This is a genomic window from Arthrobacter sp. NPDC080086 (assembly GCF_040702285.1).
In genome coordinates, this window is the sequence record NZ_JBFBKP010000003.1 from 40,255 (window position 1) to 57,834 (window position 17,580).

At 65.8% G+C, this 17,580-nt stretch carries 14 protein-coding genes; 5 read left to right on the forward strand and 9 right to left on the reverse strand.

All coding sequences use genetic code 11. From position 1 onward, the window contains the following. Window positions 1–206 precede the first annotated feature (206 nt). Window positions 207–2,339, forward strand: coding sequence for a TonB-dependent siderophore receptor (locus tag AB0305_RS02390; protein WP_366171142.1), 2,133 nt, complete (start codon window positions 207–209; stop codon window positions 2,337–2,339). 7 nt (window positions 2,340–2,346) lie between these two features. After that, complete coding sequence (locus AB0305_RS02395) at window positions 2,347–3,492, forward strand: PepSY-associated TM helix domain-containing protein (protein WP_366171316.1); 1,146 nt, start codon at window positions 2,347–2,349, stop codon at window positions 3,490–3,492. Between the two features lie 4 nt (window positions 3,493–3,496). On the opposite strand, the gene AB0305_RS02400 is transcribed toward AB0305_RS02395, so the two are convergent. Beyond that, on the reverse strand, window positions 3,497–4,165 hold the full coding sequence (locus AB0305_RS02400; protein ID WP_366171144.1) for a winged helix-turn-helix domain-containing protein: 669 nt from the start codon (window positions 4,163–4,165) through the stop codon (window positions 3,497–3,499). Between the two features lie 161 nt (window positions 4,166–4,326). Here AB0305_RS02400 and AB0305_RS02405 point away from each other — a divergent pair, with 161 nt between their 5' ends. The 3 genes from AB0305_RS02405 to AB0305_RS02415 all read left to right on the forward strand — a co-directional run bounded on the left by AB0305_RS02405 (window position 4,327) and on the right by AB0305_RS02415 (window position 7,127). Further along, window positions 4,327–5,457 carry a cytochrome P450 gene (locus AB0305_RS02405; RefSeq protein ID WP_366171145.1) on the forward strand — a complete coding sequence of 377 codons (1,131 nt, stop codon included), beginning with the start codon at window positions 4,327–4,329 and terminating at the stop codon, window positions 5,455–5,457. 21 nt (window positions 5,458–5,478) lie between these two features. Continuing rightward, complete coding sequence (locus AB0305_RS02410; protein ID WP_366171147.1) at window positions 5,479–5,832, forward strand: antibiotic biosynthesis monooxygenase; 354 nt, start codon at window positions 5,479–5,481, stop codon at window positions 5,830–5,832. A 140-nt stretch (window positions 5,833–5,972) separates the two neighbouring features. Continuing rightward, window positions 5,973–7,127: a Gfo/Idh/MocA family oxidoreductase gene (locus AB0305_RS02415; protein WP_366171149.1), complete on the forward strand. Its 1,155-nt coding sequence runs from the start codon at window positions 5,973–5,975 to the stop codon at window positions 7,125–7,127. 65 nt (window positions 7,128–7,192) lie between these two features. On the opposite strand, the gene AB0305_RS02420 is transcribed toward AB0305_RS02415, so the two are convergent. From AB0305_RS02420 to AB0305_RS02455, 8 genes are all read right to left on the reverse strand, one after another. Beyond that, window positions 7,193–7,486 carry a hypothetical protein gene (locus tag AB0305_RS02420; RefSeq protein ID WP_366171151.1) on the reverse strand — a complete coding sequence of 98 codons (294 nt, stop codon included), beginning with the start codon at window positions 7,484–7,486 and terminating at the stop codon, window positions 7,193–7,195. 154 nt (window positions 7,487–7,640) lie between these two features. Then, window positions 7,641–10,913 carry a cytochrome P450 gene (locus AB0305_RS02425; RefSeq protein WP_366171153.1) on the reverse strand — a complete coding sequence of 1,091 codons (3,273 nt, stop codon included), beginning with the start codon at window positions 10,911–10,913 and terminating at the stop codon, window positions 7,641–7,643. A gap of 152 nt (window positions 10,914–11,065) precedes the next feature. Beyond that, window positions 11,066–11,857 (reverse strand): DUF2968 domain-containing protein, encoded by a 792-nt coding sequence (locus AB0305_RS02430; RefSeq protein WP_366171155.1) that lies wholly within the window; start codon window positions 11,855–11,857, stop codon window positions 11,066–11,068. A gap of 235 nt (window positions 11,858–12,092) precedes the next feature. Beyond that, a complete protein-coding gene (locus AB0305_RS02435) occupies window positions 12,093–13,499 on the reverse strand; it encodes a sigma-54-dependent transcriptional regulator (protein ID WP_366171157.1) in 1,407 nt (468 codons plus the stop codon). Window positions 13,500–13,514: 15 nt separating this feature from the next. Next, entirely contained in the window at window positions 13,515–15,308 is a 1,794-nt protein-coding gene (locus AB0305_RS02440; protein ID WP_366171159.1) for a TadG family pilus assembly protein, read from the reverse strand. A gap of 9 nt (window positions 15,309–15,317) precedes the next feature. After that, a complete protein-coding gene (locus tag AB0305_RS02445) occupies window positions 15,318–15,635 on the reverse strand; it encodes a DUF3613 domain-containing protein (RefSeq protein WP_366171161.1) in 318 nt (105 codons plus the stop codon). Between the two features lie 8 nt (window positions 15,636–15,643). Beyond that, window positions 15,644–16,588: a hypothetical protein gene (locus AB0305_RS02450; RefSeq protein WP_366171163.1), complete on the reverse strand. Its 945-nt coding sequence runs from the start codon at window positions 16,586–16,588 to the stop codon at window positions 15,644–15,646. 1 nt (window position 16,589) lies between these two features. Further along, window positions 16,590–17,579 (reverse strand): type II secretion system F family protein, encoded by a 990-nt coding sequence (locus tag AB0305_RS02455; protein WP_366171165.1) that lies wholly within the window; start codon window positions 17,577–17,579, stop codon window positions 16,590–16,592. Between the last annotated feature and the right edge of the window lies 1 nt (window position 17,580).

The following is a 17,580-nucleotide window of genomic DNA, read 5'->3' on the forward strand; positions in this document are numbered from 1 at the left end:
CCGGCAATCGGCGACAGGTTCAACGAAAGTTGCTGCGTTTGAGCTCTGCCGGATTTGCCCGCCGTCAAAAGCGTTGTTTAACCCTCTTGTAAATAGGAATTATTCTCATTAGTATCTGCGCCTTCAAACTCTGAAGGCGCGCCGGCTGTGGTGGGCAAGGCGGCCTCCTCCGCGAAGGCGGAGCTATTTACTTTACGGGAACTGCAATGCCGCCGAAATTTCGACGAGAGGGTCTGCGTCTGTCTCTGGCCGTCCTGGGGACGCTGCCACTCTGGAATGCCGCGATGGCGGCCGACACGATTGCGGCAGCCGACGCGGGCACGCTGCCCACCTCCACGGTCACCGGCGCGCGCAGCAACACCAGCTACGACACGCCCATCGCCAACACAGCCACGAAGATCCCGGTGCCGCTGCGCGAGATTCCGCAATCCGTGAACGTGGTGCCGCGTGCGGTGATCCAGGACCAGGGCGCGCTGTCGATCAACGACACACTGCGCAATGTGCCGGGCGTGTCCGCCTCGCTGGGGGACGCGCAGCGCGACCAGGTGACCATTCGCGGGTTCTCGTCGATCAACGATCAGTACGTCGACGGCCTGCGCGATGACTCGCTGTACTTCCGCGACCTGTCGAACATCGACCGCATTGAAGTACTGAAAGGCCCCGCCGCCGTGCTGTACGGGCGCGGTTCATCGGGCGGCATCATCAACCGCGTGACCAAGAAACCGTTGGCCACGCCGCTGGCGGAAGTGGGCGTGGTCGTGGGCACCGAGGGCCAGAAGCGCGCGGAGTTCGACCTGAACACGTCCATCAATGACGACGCCATCCGCGCGCGCTTGACGGGCGCGGTGGAAGACTCGGGCGGTTTCCGCAACGACTACTTCCTGCGTCGCCAGGCGATTTCGCCATCGTTCCTGTTCAACCTGTCGCCCGATACCAAGCTGACGGTGCAGTTTGACTACCTGCACGACAACCGCATTGCCGACCAGGGCGTGCCGTCGTACCGCGGCCGCCCGGTCAACGTGCCGATCGAAACACGCTACGGCTCGGCCAATGCAGGCGCCGGCAATGTCAACTCCACCATGAAGAGCGTGACCGGCACGCTGGACCACCGCTTCAACGAGCAGTGGTCGTTTCACAGCGTGGTGCGCAACTACGAGTATTCGCTCGGCCGCAACAACTACGTGACCGTCAACAGCATCGTTGATGGCGCCGTGCCGACCGCGCGCCTCGGCGTGAACCAGCGCAACCGCAGCGACCGCGGCACTGTCTGGCAGAACGAACTCACGCAGAAGGCGAACACTTTCGGTGTCGAGCACACCCTGCTGTACGGCATCGAACTCGGGTATCAGGACAAAAGCGACCGCGTGGCGGCGGCTGCAGGCACGACCACAGTCAACCTGTTCAACCCCGTGCTGCCGGTGCTGCCGGCGGTCCCTGCCAACGCGACGCCAACCAACTACGGCCTGTCGCACAACGAGACCTACGCCGCCTATGTGCAAGACCTGATCAAGTTCTCGCCGCAATGGACGGTGCTCGCGGGCTTGCGCTACGAAATCCTCAAGCAGAGCCGCGACGACCTGACCCCGCGCAATGCCGACCTGGCGCGTACCGACAAGCCGGTCAGCCCGCGCCTGGGCGTGGTGTATCACCCGATCGAGCCGCTGTCGCTGTATGCGTCGTACAGCCGCTCGTTCCAGCCGCTGGCGGATAGCTTTACGTTCTTCACCAACAGCAGCGCGCTGGCGCCGCAGCGGACCACCAACTACGAGATTGGCGCCAAGTACGACCTCTCGTCCGGCGCCAGCGTGACGGCCGCGCTGTTCGACATGAAGCAGACCAACCTGACAGCCGCCGACCCCGTTACGCTGCTGGGCGTGCCCATCGGCACGCAGCGCACGCGCGGGCTGGAGCTGTCGTTCACGGGCGAGATTGCCAAGACGTGGTCGCTCATGGCCAGCTACGCGTATCTGAACGGCCGCCTGGAGAACCCGTTCGACCGCAGCGGCACGGTGGCCGTCAACGGCAACCAGCCGTCGCTCACGCCCCGGCATAGTGGTTCGCTGTGGCTCAAGCACGATCTGCCGAACGGCTTCTACGTGGCCGGCGGCGTGCGTGCCGAAGGCGCGCGCTACGCATCGCAGTACAACCTGACGACGCTGCCCGGCTATATGACCGTCGACCTGGGCGCCGGTTATCGCAGCAAGCATGTGGACGTGACGCTGAACCTGCAGAACCTGTTCAACCGCGCGTACTACGTCTCGGCCCACGGCGGCGCCGAGAACTACAACATGCCGGGTGCACCGCGCATGGCTCTGCTGGGCGTGCGGTACAAGATGTAAGACGGTGATGCTGCGACGGGTGCTCTTCCGCTTGCACTGGCTGATCGGGTTGTCGGCCAGCGTGGTGCTGGCCGTGGTCGGCACCACCGGCGCGCTGATGGCATACGAGGATGAACTGCTGCGCTGGCTCAACCCCAGCATGTTCAGCCTGCCTGCCCATCACGGCCCTGCGCCGACGCTGCCGCAGGTGGCTGCCCAGGCCCGGGCGGCCATCGCTGAGCGCCCCGTCACCTTCATCACCGCCGCCTCCAACCCGACCGAACCGTGGCGCGTCTGGTATGCCTGGCCGCCCGGCCAACGCGGCGGAAGCAGCCGTGGTGAATTGCGCTACATCGATCCGGCCGCCGGCACATTGCTGCCCGAAGCGCGTGGGCAAGCGTTCTTTGCCACCACCAAGCTGCTGCACCGCACGTTGCTGGCCGATGAGGTGGGCAAGCAGATCGTTGGCGCGAGCACCATCGCCCTGGTGCTGATGGCGCTGTCCGGCTTGTATCTGCGGTGGCCGAAACGCATCACCAACTGGCGGAGCTGGCTCGTCATCCGCTGGAGTCGCGCGGGGCGCATCCGCTGGTGGGACGTGCATACCGTCGTCGGCACGCTGGTGTTGCCGCTGTATCTGCTGGCTGCGTTCAGCGGGTTGTATTGGGCGTATGACTGGTACCGCGAAGGGTTGCAGCGCATGGCCGGCATGCCGGTGGCCGTCAAAGCCAAGGCGCTGGAAGGCCCGCGCAAACCGCTGGACGAAGCCGCATTGGAACGTGTATGGACGCATTTCGTCGCGACCGCGCCCAACTACGGCACCGCCACAATGCGCATAGACGACACGCGCAACGGCAAGGTGGAAATCAACTGGCTGCCTGCGGACGCCCCGCACGATCGCGCGTTCAATCGACTCACGCTGGATGCCATCACGGGTGCAGCCGTACGCAACGAGGCCTTTGCCGACAAGCCCCCGATGCAGCGTTTGCTGGCCGGCATGCTGCCGTTGCACAACGGGCGCTATTTCGGCCCGATCGGCGTGGTGTTGGTGATGATTGGAGCGCTCATGCTGCCGGTGTTTGCGGCAACGGGGTGGTGGCTGTACCTGGATCGGCGCAGACGTGCGCAACCGCGGCAGCGACCTCAACACACCGTGCCCGCACGCATGGCCTAAGCAGTCAGCGTGCGAGCCACGCGCGCAGATCCCCCTGCCCCACCTCCGTCACCACCAGCGCACGCGAGTGCTTCTGTCGCGCCAGCCACCCCAGCGCGATGCAGCGTTCCGCCACAGCCGCGCCAAGCGCGCCAGCCAGATGCGGACGGCGCTCGCTCCAATCCATGCAGCCGTAGGCAAAGCGGCGCCGGCCTCGGCTGCCTTTTTGCAACGCGTTCACGTCGATACCAATGGCCGCGAAGGCGCGCTCGCCCTCGGGCGTGACATCGTATGCGGCGTGGGTGGCGTCCTGCGGGTTCAGCCAGCCGCGCGCCAGCAGCGTGGCCGACACCTCGGTGCCCAACTGCCCGGCCAGATGGTCGTAGCAGAGCCGCGCGGCACGCAGGTTTTCCGGCACGGTGGACCGGCGCGGGTCGGCCGGCTTTTCAGGCGCGACCACCAGCAGCGATTCGATCATCTCCGCCACCGCCGGCGAGCGCAGCCCGAAGTACTTGTAGCGCCCGCTGGCCAGTGAGGTGATGAGCGCATCGCCTTCAAGCCGGCGCAGGTGCGCGCTGGCCGTGGCGGGCTCCACACCCGCGCCGTAGGCGAGTTCCTTGGCGGTGAGGGCCCGCCCTTCCATCAACAGCAGCAACATGCGGATGCGGGTCGGGTCACCAATGGTGGCGGCCACGCGGCCGATATCCGGTTGCGTTGCAGGTTGAGTAACGGGGGGTGCGGCGGGGGACGATGCAGTCATGGTTCGGTGCAGACCAAACTGTTGGCGCGTGACAGGCGAAGGGACCATCCAGACAATGGGGCATCTTACTCCTGCGCCCAAATTGCGATTGCCCCATGGACACCACCCTCGCTCCGCCTGCCGACCCGCTGCACGCCATCGTGCACCCCGATCCCACGCCCTACTATGCGGAGCTTGCCGCCACGCGGCCGCTGTTTTTCGATGGGACCCTGGGCTGGTGGATTGCCGCTGGCGCAGATGCCGTCGACGCTGTCCTGGGCAGCGCTGCATGCCGCGTCCGCCCGGTCGGTGAACCGGTGCCCAAAGCCGTCGCCGCATCGCCCACGGGCACATTCTTCAGCCGCCTCGTCCGCCAGATCGACGGCCCTGACCACGGCGCGCGCAAAGCCATGGTAATGGCCGCATTGGGCCGCCTGGACGTTGCCGCGCTGGCAGCCCGCGCGCATCGGCAAGCCTATGCCGCCCTGCCCGACGTGGCACATCTCGACACCGCGCTACGCGCCGACGCCCATTTCCGCGTACCGCTTGCCACGATCGCGCAAACGCTGCTCGACGATCGTGCTGATACGGCCGCCTGCCAAGCCGACATTGCTGCGTACCTGGCGGCATTGAGCCCCGGCGCCGATGCCTCGACCGTGCAACATGCCGATACCGCGGTCAGCCGCCTGCAGCAGCGTTTTGCCGATTCTCCCCTTGCGACCGACGATGACGATGCGCAGATCAGCAACCTCGCCGCATTGCTCGCCCAAACCTACGACGCATGTGCGGGCTTGCTGGGCAACTGCATCGTCGTGCTATCGCGGCAGCCGGCGTTGGCCGATCGCCTTCGCGCGCAGCCTGCCGAGATCGAGCCATTCGTGCGCGAAGTCCTGCGCCTGGACGCGCCCGTGCAGAACACCCGCCGCTTCGTCGCCCAAGACACCACGCTGCTCGGCCAACCCATGCGCGCCGGCGACAAGATCCTCGTGCTGCTGGCCGCAGCCAACGTGGATGCAAAAGCCAACCCCGACCCGCTGCGCTTCGACATGGCCCGCGTGCAGCCGCGCCTATGGACCTTCGGCGGCGGCGACCATCGTTGCCCTGCCGAAACGCTGGCCGTGGTCATCGCGCGCGAAACGGTGCGGCATCTGCTGAGCTTGGCCAGTGCGGCACGGTGGCTCGCCGGCCTGGGCGAAGTCACGTATCGGCCGTCACCCAACGCGCGTATTCCTCTCTTTCACGCCTGATTGCCCTCACTGGAGCCGCAAATGATTGCCGTCATCTTTGAAGTCGTGCCCGCCCCGGGCCAGCGCGATGCCTACCTCAACGTGGCCGCGCGCCTGAAACCGCTGCTGGAGCAAATCGACGGCTTTATCTCCGTCGAGCGCTTTCAGAGCATTACGGACCCGGACAAGATGCTGTCCCTCTCGTTTTTCCGCGATGAAGAGGCCGTCAAGGCCTGGCGCAACCTGGAGCAGCACCGCGCCGCCCAGCATTTCGGCCGCGAACACGGGTTCGCCGACTACCGCCTGCGCATCGCCCACGTGGTGCGCGACTACGGCCTGAACGAACGCGAGCAAGCCCCCAGTGACAGCCGCGCCGAGCACCCCGAGCATCGCTAGGTCGGCCGCCAAAGGTTGATACGGCGCGCGCCACCCACCGCGGGCACCGCCTTTGCTAATCGTTCTAGACCTCCGCACGGTTTTGCGCGCTGCACCACGGCGCCAGCGCGACCGTGCGCAACGATTGCAAAGGAATTGTCATGTCTACCGCTTTTCATGAGGTTGAGCGTGAGCCGCAAGCCGCACCCGCGCGCACCGTCCACAAGCCGGTGCGCTACGCCGTGGTCGGGGCCGGGTGGATATCGCAGGCGGCGTTTTTGCCCGGCGTGGCCGAAAGCGGCAACTCCGTCGTCACAGCCCTGGTAACGGGCGACGCGGTCAAGGCCCATGCGCTCGGCGCACGCTACGGCATCCAGCACATCCACGGCTATGCCGACTACGAGCAGTTGCTGGCCAGCGGCGAGATCGACGCCATCTATCTCGCCCTGCCCAACGACATGCACCGGCAATACGCCCTGCCCGCCCTGCAACGCGGCGTGCACGTGCTGCTGGAAAAACCCATGGCTACGAGCGAAGCCGACTGTGAAGCCATGATCGACGCTGCCCGATCCGGCAACGCCAAATTGATGATCGCCTACCGGTTGCATTTCGAGCCCGCTACGCTGGCCGCCATTGAGCTCGTACGCTCCGGCAAATTGGGGCAGGTGCGCGCGTTCTCGGCGACATTCAGCCAATCTGTGGCGCCGTCCAACCACCGGGCCAGCCACGGTTATTGGGCCGGGCCCGTATCCGACATGGGGGTGTATCCGATCAACGCCGTACGCAACCTGTTTGGCGAAGAGCCGGTGGAGGTGTCCGCCATTGGCGTACGCGATCCAGGGCTGGCTTTCAACTTTGACGATACGGTGGCTGTGACGCTGCGTTTTGCCAGCCACCGCGTCGCCCAGTTTGTGGTGAGCTACAGCAGCGCCAATGTGGATCAATACCGCATCGTCGGCACGGAGGGGGATCTGGAGGTCTCGCCCGGCTTCTTGTTTGGGGTGGGTCTGCGGCATCGGCTTACGCTTGGCGGCAAGAGCCGCGAGCAGGCCTTTGAAGCCACCAACCAGTTTGGCGGCGAGCTGCAGTACTTCTCCGATTGCATCCTGCATAACCGCGAGCCCGAGCCCAATGGCGAAGAGGGTCTGGCCGACGTGCGCGTGCTGGCAGCGATTGAACGCGCGCTGGAGTCGGGGCAGCCGCAGAATCTCGGCCCGTTCCAGCGCCATGGGCGTATGGAGGGCTCGCAGGTACGCAAGCTGCCCGCCGTGCCCGCCCCCGAGCTGGTGGATGCCGCCGAGCCGAGCAAGGGCTGAGGCAAAAACGCAAAACGCCCGCAGCGAAGGCGGGCGGGTATGAAAAATCAGCAGGTACGGGAACGTTACAGCTTGAGATGCTGCACGGCGTCGCGCATGCGCAGGCGCGTGGACACGTCGGAATTGTTGGTGTTGCCGCCGGCGCCATCGGTTTCCATGGCGTTGTCGCAATGCCATTCAGTGGCGGCACCGGTGTCGCTCAGTGCGCAGACACGGTGGGTCCAGCGGTCCCACACGAACACGTCGCTGCCCGCCTCGCCAGAGAGCAGCGGCTCGAACCGGTACATCCACAGATAACCGGCGCCCACCAGGGCAAACACAAGAATCGCGGTCCAGGACGCTTTGATTCGGCGTCGCATTGTCATTTCTCCTCGGGAGTGCCGCGCCGGACGCGTCAGACAGGGCGTCACCAGGCCAAAAGCACGGAACTCGGAGGGCAAATCCTAACATGCGGCATGCCCGCCACTGCCCTGCGGGCTTGCAGTACATCAACCTTGGCGACCGCTCCCGCACTCAATTGAAGACATCCTGCCGATACCGCCCAGACTGCATCTGCGCGGTCAGCCAGGCCGATGCGGCAGCCAAGTCGCTGCCATGGCGCGCCTGGTGCATGCGGATGAGCGTGTCGCGCACGGCAGGCGCCATGGCGCGGCCATCTCCGCACACATACACCGTGGCACCCGCGTCGAACGCGGCCCAGACAGCCTCTCGCGCGTCCCACAATGCGTGCTGCACAAAGCGGTGTGGATACCCCTCGACGCACGAATACGCGGGGAAAATGCGCACCAAGCCAGCGTCTTCCCACACGCGCAAGGTGTCGCGGTAGAGGAAGTCATGCTCCGGGTGGCGGCAACCGAAGCACAGCAGCGATGCCGCCACGGCGTCGCCCGCAGACTGCTGCGCGGCGCGCTCCTCCAGAAAACCACGGAACGGCGCAATGCCGGTGCCAGCCCCAATCAGCACCATCGGCTTGCTGGGGTCTGTATCGGGCGCGAACGGCGGGTTGGGCGTGCGCAAGGCCGCGGCGATCTCCGCACCGGGCTGCAACTGCATCAGGTAGTGCGATGCCGTGCCACGATACGTGCCCACGCCTGACCACGCCGGCCCCGACACCGTGCCCACCGTCAGCGCCGCTACCCGGGGCGATACGCGTGTCGATGACGCAATCGAATAGAAGCGCGGCCGCATGGCACCCACGCGCGCGAGCAACCCCTCCAGCGTCAGCTCAATGGCGGGAAAGCGGATCAGCAAGTCCAGCACACTCACGTGCGCGGCGTGAATGTCCTCGTCGAAACGCTTGGCGGCTTCGTCGCCGTCCATCCACACCGCGAGCTGGCCACGCGTGAATGGGCAGCGCGTGGCCGCATGTAGCGCGGCAATGTCGCGCGCGGTGGCAGTGTCTTGCAGTTCCACAAAATCGCGCAGTAACTGCCGCACCGTCACGGGCCGATTCAGTGGGAGGTGGCGAACATGCGCGTATTGCGCAGTCAGCGTGACGAGTGCCTCGCCTTCCAGCCCGAGCCGGGCAATGGCCGCATCGACGCGGTCGTCCGCATTGCGTGGGTGCACGGCCAAATGGTCGCCTGTCGCATAGGTCACACCCTCCGGCAATTGCACGGTGAGGTGGCGTGTGGGGCCGCGTGGCGCCTCGCGGGCGAAATCCCATAGGCCGGCTGGATCGCCGACGAGTTCTTCGTTACTGAGCACGCGCATCGCCCGCGCGTTGGCGGGCAATGTGGCGGCGCGCATGGCGTCGGGTGCGAGATAGTCCACACGGACGGGCGACACCTCGGCCTGCGTCTGGCGGGCGCCGAGCGCGCTCCACAGGCTGCGCGTCCACGCATCGACGGCGGCGTCGAAACCGCCGTTGCCGTCCGCCTCGCCGCGCGGCACGATGGCTTGCGCGCCCGACGCTGCCAGCATCGCCTCCACCCGCTTCGGAAACGCCTGAAACGCCGGCCATTGCGAGTTGCCGCAACCCAAGACTGCATAGCGCAGACCGGGCGCTTGCCGTGTCGGCCCATCGCAGGCATCGAGCCGCGCTTCCAACGTGCGCGCGCTGTCCGGCGCACGGCCGTTGTAGGTGGCCGCCACCACGATCAACGTGCCGGTTTGCGGCAGCGTGTCGGCCACGGTGTCGAGCGGTGCCACCTTGGCATCAAAACCAGCTCGCGACGCCGCGGCCGCCAGCTGCTCAGCGATGTCCTGGCAGGTGCCGAGGCTGCCGCCATACAGCACATGCATCGGCGCTCCGCCACCGGCGAGTGCGGTGAGCGCATTGGCGTCCGCGCGGGCGTCGACCATGGACGGCATCGCGACCACCAACCGCTCACGCGCGCTACGCCGCCGTGCGCGCAGGCGGAAACCTTCTGGCTTGAGCGTCAGCGTTTCCTTGATGTGGAAGGCGTAGTCGTACGGGTCGGACAACGCAAAGCGCTGCAGGATGATCGCAAGCGCGAGCTTGGCTTCAGTCAGCGCGAACTGGCGGCCGATGCACGCGCGCTCACCATTGCCGAAGGGCTTGTAGGCGTGCGGGTGGATGCGGGCCTCGTTCTCGGGCAGGAAGCGGTCGATGTCGAACACCTCGGGCCGCTCCCACACCGCTGGGTCACGGTGCAGCGCCATCAGCACCATCACGACGCGCTGGTCCTTGGGGATGACGTAACGCCCACCGATACGCGTGTCTTCATACGGTGCCACGCCAAAGCTCGGCGCGGTCGGCCACAGGCGCAGCGTTTCCTTGAGCACGCGCTCGATCACGTCAAGTTGCGCGAGGTGCCCGTACTGCGGCACGGTGTCGCCCGGCAGGACGCGGTCGACCTCGGCATAGGCCTGCGCCAGCACCGCCGGGTGGCGCAGCAGCAGATACAGCGCGAAGGTCAGCAGCCCGCTGGTGGTTTCGTGCCCGGCAATCAGGAAGGTGATGACCTGGAAGCGGATGTTGGTGTCGTCCAGCGGCTCGTCCGTCACCGGGTCGCGTGCGTTGAGCATCAGCCCCAGGAGATCGCTCGCGCCGGTGGTGCCGTCCTTCGCCTGGCGGCGCGCGCGGATCACCTCGTCCACAAGCTGGTGCATGGCCGCCACATCTTGCGCGAACTGGCGATGGTGCGCGCGCATGAAGCGGTCTTTGATCGGCAGGCGTGTGAGCCTGCCCATGGCTTCGGACAGCACGCCCACCATGGCCGACAGAAACGGATGCAGCGCAGGCGTGTTGAACGAGTCGAAGCGGTAGCCAAAGCCCGCCAGCGAAATGGTGTCGAGCGTGAGCCGCGTCATGTCGTCGGCGACGGAAATGTCGACGTCGGGACCTTGCCGCGCCCACGTGTTGGCCAGCGCATTGGCCACCTCGAGCATCACGTCAAAGTAGCCCTTCATGGCGCGCTGGCTGAACGCGGGCAGCAGGATGCGGTGCGCCTTGCCCCAGTTGGGTTCGTCCGGATGCGCGGTGAAAAGGCCATCGCCCGCCCCCGCCCGCAGGAACGACAGCGGCGGGCCGATCAGCTTGCGAAAACGGGTTTCATCACACAGCTCGGCCACCAGATCAGCGGCATAGACGAACGGCACACGCCGGCCGGCAAAGTCGAGCTGATAGAGCCCTTGGGGGAATTGCCGGCTGATCTCCAGAAACGTCTGGGCCACGCGGTCTTTGGGCAATTGCAGCAGGTTGCCCAGCCACGGCAAGCCTTTGGGCTGCGGGATGGGCAATGGGAGGGGCTGTGGCAGGGGCTGCACCGCCAGATCGACCATGGCGGAGACATTGGCGGGCAACTCGGAAGCAGAACGCATGCGCGATCGACTGCGAAAGTGGAGTGCCAGCCAATCTACGCGCACCACCGCTACCGATCAAACCGCCTGGCCGTGTTTGAACAGCCGCCCCTAAAAGTGCATCGGGCGACCCGTGGGCCGCCCGATTGTTGGGGAACGGAGCGATGCGCTTGTCAGCGACGGCGTTGCGGCTGCGCCGGGTTGAACGGTGCGTTGACTTGCGCTTCCAGCTCGCGGATCTGGCGCTGCAGCTCGTCCACACGGGCGCGGGCGGCACGGCGTTCGATGTCCAGCGCCTCGGCTTCCGTACGGGCGACCTTCTGGCGCTCCTGGGCCTGGGCCTGTTGCTGGCGCTGGATGTCGAGATCGGTCTTCAGGCCCCGTAGTTGTTCCTGCTGCGCGGCAATCCTGCGCTCGGCACGCTCCTTCTGGGCTTCCAGGCGGATGCGCTGCAGCTCCAGGTCGGCCATCGTGCGCGTTTGCTTGGCAAAGTCGCTGTACAGGCGTTCGGCCTGCGCTTCGTTGGTGGTCTTGATGACGCGCCAGAGGTCTTTCTGCTGGAACAGCGTCACGTAATACGTCAGATCGCTCTGCGCAAACAGCAGGCTGGCGCCATAGGCACCGTTGTAGGTGGTGCGCAATTCCGACAGTTCCTGGGCCTGCATGCGCTGTTGCAGTTCGAGCACGGCGCTGCTGTTCGGGGCCGGACGTTCCGCCCGTGCCGTGCTGGGGGTGGTGGCCTGCGTGCTGACGGCTGCGGTGGCCGGTTGCCCCACGGTGGCGGTCAATGCCGGCACGGGAGCGGCGGCAATCGGTGTGATGGCGGTGGGTGGTGCTGCGGGGCTCTGCGTCACAACCGGCGCACAGGCCGACGTGCCCGCCATGATGGCCACCGCGGCCGCGATGGCCCATCCCCTCTGAAACGCCTGTTGCGACGCCTTCCCTGACTGTTTTGTAGTTGTCATCTCGACCCTGTGGATTCTGCGCAGGTGTTTGCAGCCGAAAACTATACGCGATCCGCTGCCCGAGTGGCGTGCCCGCAGCCCCATCGGGCGGGAGGGTGTTGTATCGGGCTCAGCGCCTTAGAGCCGCTAACAAAACCGCCCTGGCGTCGTTGCGCCTCCCGCAGTGACCAACACTCGGTACTACGCGTACTGTCTGCGTCGGCACGCCTAGCCAGGACAGTTTTGTTAGCGGCGCTTACTCCAGCTCGCGCAACTCGGTTTCCCCGTCGGCAATCTGGTATTTGCGCATCTTTTCCCACAGCACCTTGCGGCTGATGCCGAGCGTGGCGGCGGTGTCTTGGCGGCGCCAGTGGTTGGCGTCCAGCGCGGCAAGGATGCGGCGCCGTTCTTCCCCGCCGTCGCCGCTACCGTTACCGTTGCCGCCGTAACCGTTGTGCCCTCCTTGACTGCCCTCGCGGTCAAATGCCTCACGCTGCAAGCCGGCGAACAGCGGCAGAATGCGCGCCTCTTCCCACCGGCCGAACTGGCGCAAGGTGATGCCGATGCGCTCGGCCAGGTTGCGCAGCTCACGCACGTTGCCGGCAAAGTACGCGCGCCCGACGGAGGCGCGCACCCATTCGGGCACGGGTGGCAAGCTCTCGTAGGTTTTGTCGCCCAGCAGATATCGCAGGAACGACAGCAGCAGCGCCACTTTATCTTCCGCGCCGCGCTGCTCCAGGCTGGGAATGCGCAGCTCGATCACGGCCAGACGAAAATACAGATCGGCGCGGAACTTGCCCGTGGCCACCATCTCGCGCAGGTTCTTGTTGGTGGCGGCCACCAGGCGGAAATCCAGCTTGACGGGCACCGTGGAGCCCAAGCGCGTGCACTCGCTGTCTTCCAGCACGCGCAGCAGCTTGACCTGCTGATAGAGCGGCAGATCGCCCAGTTCATCGAGGAACAGCGTGCCGCCATTGGCTTGCTCGAAGTAGCCTCGGTGTGCATACATGGCGCCGGTGAACGCGCCCTTGGCGTGGCCGAAGAACTGCGATTCGAACAGGCCATCGGGAATGGCCCCGCAGTTGACGGCCACGAACGGGCCCTTGCCGTAGACGCTGTTCTTGTCGTGCAGCAGACGCGCGATGCGCTCCTTGCCGGCGCCCGTTTCGCCGTAGAGCATGACGTTGCTGTCGCAGTCGGCAAAGGTGTCGACCTGCTCCAGCAAGCCATGCATGGCCGGCGACGCGGCCACCAGGGCGCTCTGGTCGGGTGATGCATCTTGCGCCGACGTCATCGACGGCAACACCTTGGCAATCTGCGCGCGCAACTCCGCCGCGCCAAAGTCCGGCCCTAGCACGTGGGTGTATTCAGGCGGGAAGCGGCTTGAGTCTTGCAAGGTATCGGCGGCCACCCAGATGACCGGCATCCCCTGCGCGGCCTGCCAGTCCAGCACGGTAAAGCCGCCGCTTTCCACCACCGACGCGCTGATGATGGCCACGCTCGGCTTCATGCGCGGCTCGGCGGGCTGGAAGTCGATGCCGCCGGCGCGGATCACCTCGGCCCCGAACGGCGCCATGAACCGCGTCACGCGCTCGGCAATGTCGTGCCGCCCTTCCCACACGAAGATCTCAAGCGCTTCGTACGCCCAGCGATCGGTTTTCATGGTGTTGCGTCCATGTCAGTACACGAGGTCAGCTGCGTCGCAGTCGAGCGAGCGCAAGGCCACATCGGCGTAGCCAATGTCCAGCCCGATGGCGTTCAGCAACGGCCCCACGGTGTTGATGATGACCGTATCGAGAAGTGGCCCGATCAGGCTCAAGGTTGACGTCAAGAGCGCCAGCACGGGGGCCAGCACTGCGTTCACCACCCCAGTCAATGGCGTCGATGGAGAGGTCGAGATCGTGGGCTGCAAGCCGCTGAGCAGCCCGCCCAGATTGGTGCAGGCCGACTGCCCGACGGCGCACGTGGACACCCTCGGCGGGGCATTGCCATTGACATCGGTTTGCGGCGTTTTGCCGATTTGCGAAACGGCGATCGTCTCATCCGTCCAACTCGTGTTGGACAGCGGCACCACATTGGCTTTCAGACCCACCGTCACGGTTGTCACAAGGGGCACCGTCACCGACGCAACCGGGGCCGGACTCGCCGATGCGCAGGCGGTCGTGCTATTCACGGCCGTATCCGCGCCTTGCGCAAGACATACCGATACAGGCTGCGGCAACACGCTGATGGTGGCTGTGGATTGAGACCTGGGCACGGCGCAGGTGTTTTTCTTGGCGCCTGCCTGCGCACTGGCGACCAGCAGGCCGATCGGCAAGTTCATCGACAGCAACCCTGGCGCTGACACATTGACGCCCAACCCAACGCGCACCTGGGCTGTCTTCGCCTGCGTCCGCCAATTGCCCGAGGCATCCTTGCCGGCCGGCCCGATGGCGATGACCGGTGGTTCAATCACCTTCAGGCTGACATTGACCGTACCGACCCCGGGCGCATTGATCGCAAGCGCCGGCACGTTGACCGCGGATTCACCGTTGGCGATCTGTGCGGCGGCCGTGATTAGATCGAGTGCATTGACCGTCGTGTCCGCCGCGGCCCGCTCGTTGCTCGGCTGCGATAGAAAATCCGCCTGCGCAACACTATCGCCCTGCAGAACATTGAGGATCCCGACGCTGGAGGTGCGCGCCACCAAATCGACGGGCTGGTTAATGAGGCCGTTGCTGATCAGGATCTGGTTGCTCGCCGCTGACCCGCTGGCGGGCATCACGCCCACCGTCACGCCGCTGATGTTTGCCAGGCTCAGCACCGTCTGAATGAAGCTCTGCAGCGTTTTAGCGCTTGCGTTCAGCGCCAGCAATTCCTTCACGCTGCCGGCTCCAAACGCCACCGCCAAGTCGCCCAGCCGGATGTTGGCATTGGCCAAGCCGCTGTAGGACACCAGATTGACGCTGCCGCCCAGCAGCAGGCCAAGCGCCTGGTTGCGGTTGGCGTCCGTGGCGGCCAGGCCGGAGCCCAATGAGAACGACACAATGGACGTGTTTGCAGCAATGGCCGTGGCCGTCAGGTTGCGCTGCCCCACGGTAAAGAAATACGGCACGTTCTCCGTCAGGGTGACTTTCGCCGCGTTGGTGGTGCCGTCCATCATCGCCTGGGGCGTGAAATAGGTCGGCGGGGTACCGGAAACGTTGTCCCAAAACCCCACTTGCACAGTGGGGGTGATGCTCAACCCGTTCTGATTCACGCTCTGTTGCGCGGCATTGTTGGCGTCGCCCAGCTGCAGCACCGCCGCCATCGCCGCCAGATCCGCCGCCCTTTGCAGCGCGCGCTGCGAGTAAAACAGGTTGCCGATATCGATCGACACCAGCACGGCCAGGCCGACGGTCGCCACAAAAGCAGCGGTCATCACGCTGATGGCGCCGCGCGGGGAGCGACTCAACACAGCGGCATTACGAGGGGTGGCAATAAGCGGCTTCACGACGCAGACTCAACGTGCAGTTGTGGCTTGACCAGACGAGAAGGACTTCGGGCTCGGTATTGACTGCGACAACCCGGGCATCGGCTTGTTGAACGAATCGAGATAGCGCTGATACGCCAGCGCAGCCTGTTCGCCACGCAGCGGCACGAACTCGCCGGCGTACGTGCCCTCGCGCTGGGCCTTGAGCAGCCCGCGCGTGGCGTCACCAACGTGGTTGCCGACGTTGGGCGCAGGGGGCTCTGCGTTTGCCTGCGCCGAGCCCGAGAAGCCCTGGGCACCCACTGCCCCGCTTGCAAGCCATGCCGCCATACCGGCGGTCAACAGCATCCGATGGATCATTGCGCGTTCTCCAGGGTGTCGAGCAAACGCCCGCGCTGCAACGCAAGCGGGTTGATGGATGGACGGCCCGCCGCAGTTGCGACAGGCTTGGCAGACGCAGTGGCCACACTGGTGACTTGCGTTGCGGCGACGGTGCGCGCCACAACCGGCACGGCTGGCGCAGCATTACGGGCGATGCGCCGGTCGCGCCAGGCGCTCTTCACGCGCGCTGCGTCGTCGTCGATGGCCTTGCGTGCGGCGGGGCTCAGCTGCGCGTGCGCTGCCAGCGATGCGGCATCGTCTTTGCGGTCATTCACGGTCAGCCAGATCACGAGATTGCCGGCGATCTTCGGGTTGGTTTCTGCCATTTGTTGAGCCTGCATGAGCGGCACGCGTGCCTGCTCAACCTCGCCCGCACGCATCAGCGCATAGCCGAGGTCGCTCACGGTGTTGGCGTCGGTCGGGTTGGCTTGGGCGGCCACCTGCAGGCAGCGCGCAGCTTCGGAAAAGTGGCCTTGTCGGCCGGCCGTGATGCCCAGGCCGCGCCAGGCACCGGCATTGAGCAGCGCGCCCTGCGTGCCAGCGCCCATGGCCGAGGTGGCGGCAATGACGGCGCGGTAGCCGGCTTCGGCCACCGCAAGTTGATCAGTTTCACGCTGGGCATCCGCGCGCATCAGCAGCACCTCGGGCGCACGCCCGTAGCGCTGTTCATATTCGTCGATATGCGCCAGCGATGCGTAATACAGCCCCTGCTCCTGCATCTTGCGGATCAACGACAGGTAGGTCGCCGGGTTGTTGATCTCGGCCTTTTCTTCGCTCTGACGCTGACGGGCCACTTCGATATCGACATCGGCACGCCGGCTCATGTCGGAGCCCACCATCGAGCCACAGCCCGTCAGCAGCGTCAGTGTGGCCAGTGCGAGCGCACTACCCGCGCGTATGGCGATCTGGATTGTCGTCACCTCAACCTCCTCCTGCGACGTGTTTCAGGCTGCGCATTACGCCCATAAAGCCCGGCCCTGCCGTGATGATCAGCAGCGCCGGCAGCAGCGTGATGACCATCACCATGGTCATCTTGACGGTCAGCTTGCCGATGCGGTCTTTCATGCGGGCGCGGCGGTTCTCCTGCAGGCGCAGACCGAATTGGCGCAACGGTTCCTGCACCGCGCCACCAAAGCGATCGACCTGCGTGAGCAGCGTGATCAGGCCTTTCAGATCTTCGTTGTCAAACAGGCGCGCAATGCGCAGCAGCGTCTGCTCGCGCGGGCGGCCGGAAGCGAACTGCTGGTTGGCACGCCCGAACTCGCCGGCCAGCACGGGCAACATGCCGTGGAATTCGCTGGCGATGACCTGCAGGCTCTGGTCGATCGACAGGCCCACGCCCTGCAGCAGGCGCAGCATGTCGACCATCACCGGCAACTCGTCGTCGACACGCTTGCGGCGGTCTGAAGAGCGATAGCCGAGATACCACTTGGGCGCGAGATACCCCAGCGCAAAACCCATGAACGCCCACAGCACGGCATGCCCCGCCGTGGGTGCCAGGATGAAGCCCAGTACCGCAGACGCCGGCGGCAACAAGATGCGCAGCCCCCCAAACAGCGTGCGGGCGTGCTCGCCGTAGAAGCCGCACTCTTCCAGCAGCTTGCGGTCTTCATCGGTGACGATGCGTTGGCCCAACGGTGTGTCGATCCAGCGTTGGCCCACCTTGGCAATCTGCTGCTGCAACTGCTGCGCTTCGCGCATGCCGTGCGGCCGCGGTTGCATGGGCGCCGCCGGCACGGGCATGGCCGCGGGCACCACGCCGGCTGCGGTGGCGCGCACGTTGGACAACGCCGTATCGAGCTTGCGCACGCTGCGGTGGCGCATCAACACCGCGCGCACCGCCATGCCGCCAAACAGCAGCAAGCCAGCGGTGGCGGCGGTCAGGCTGAGTGTGAGAAAGACGTCGTCCATA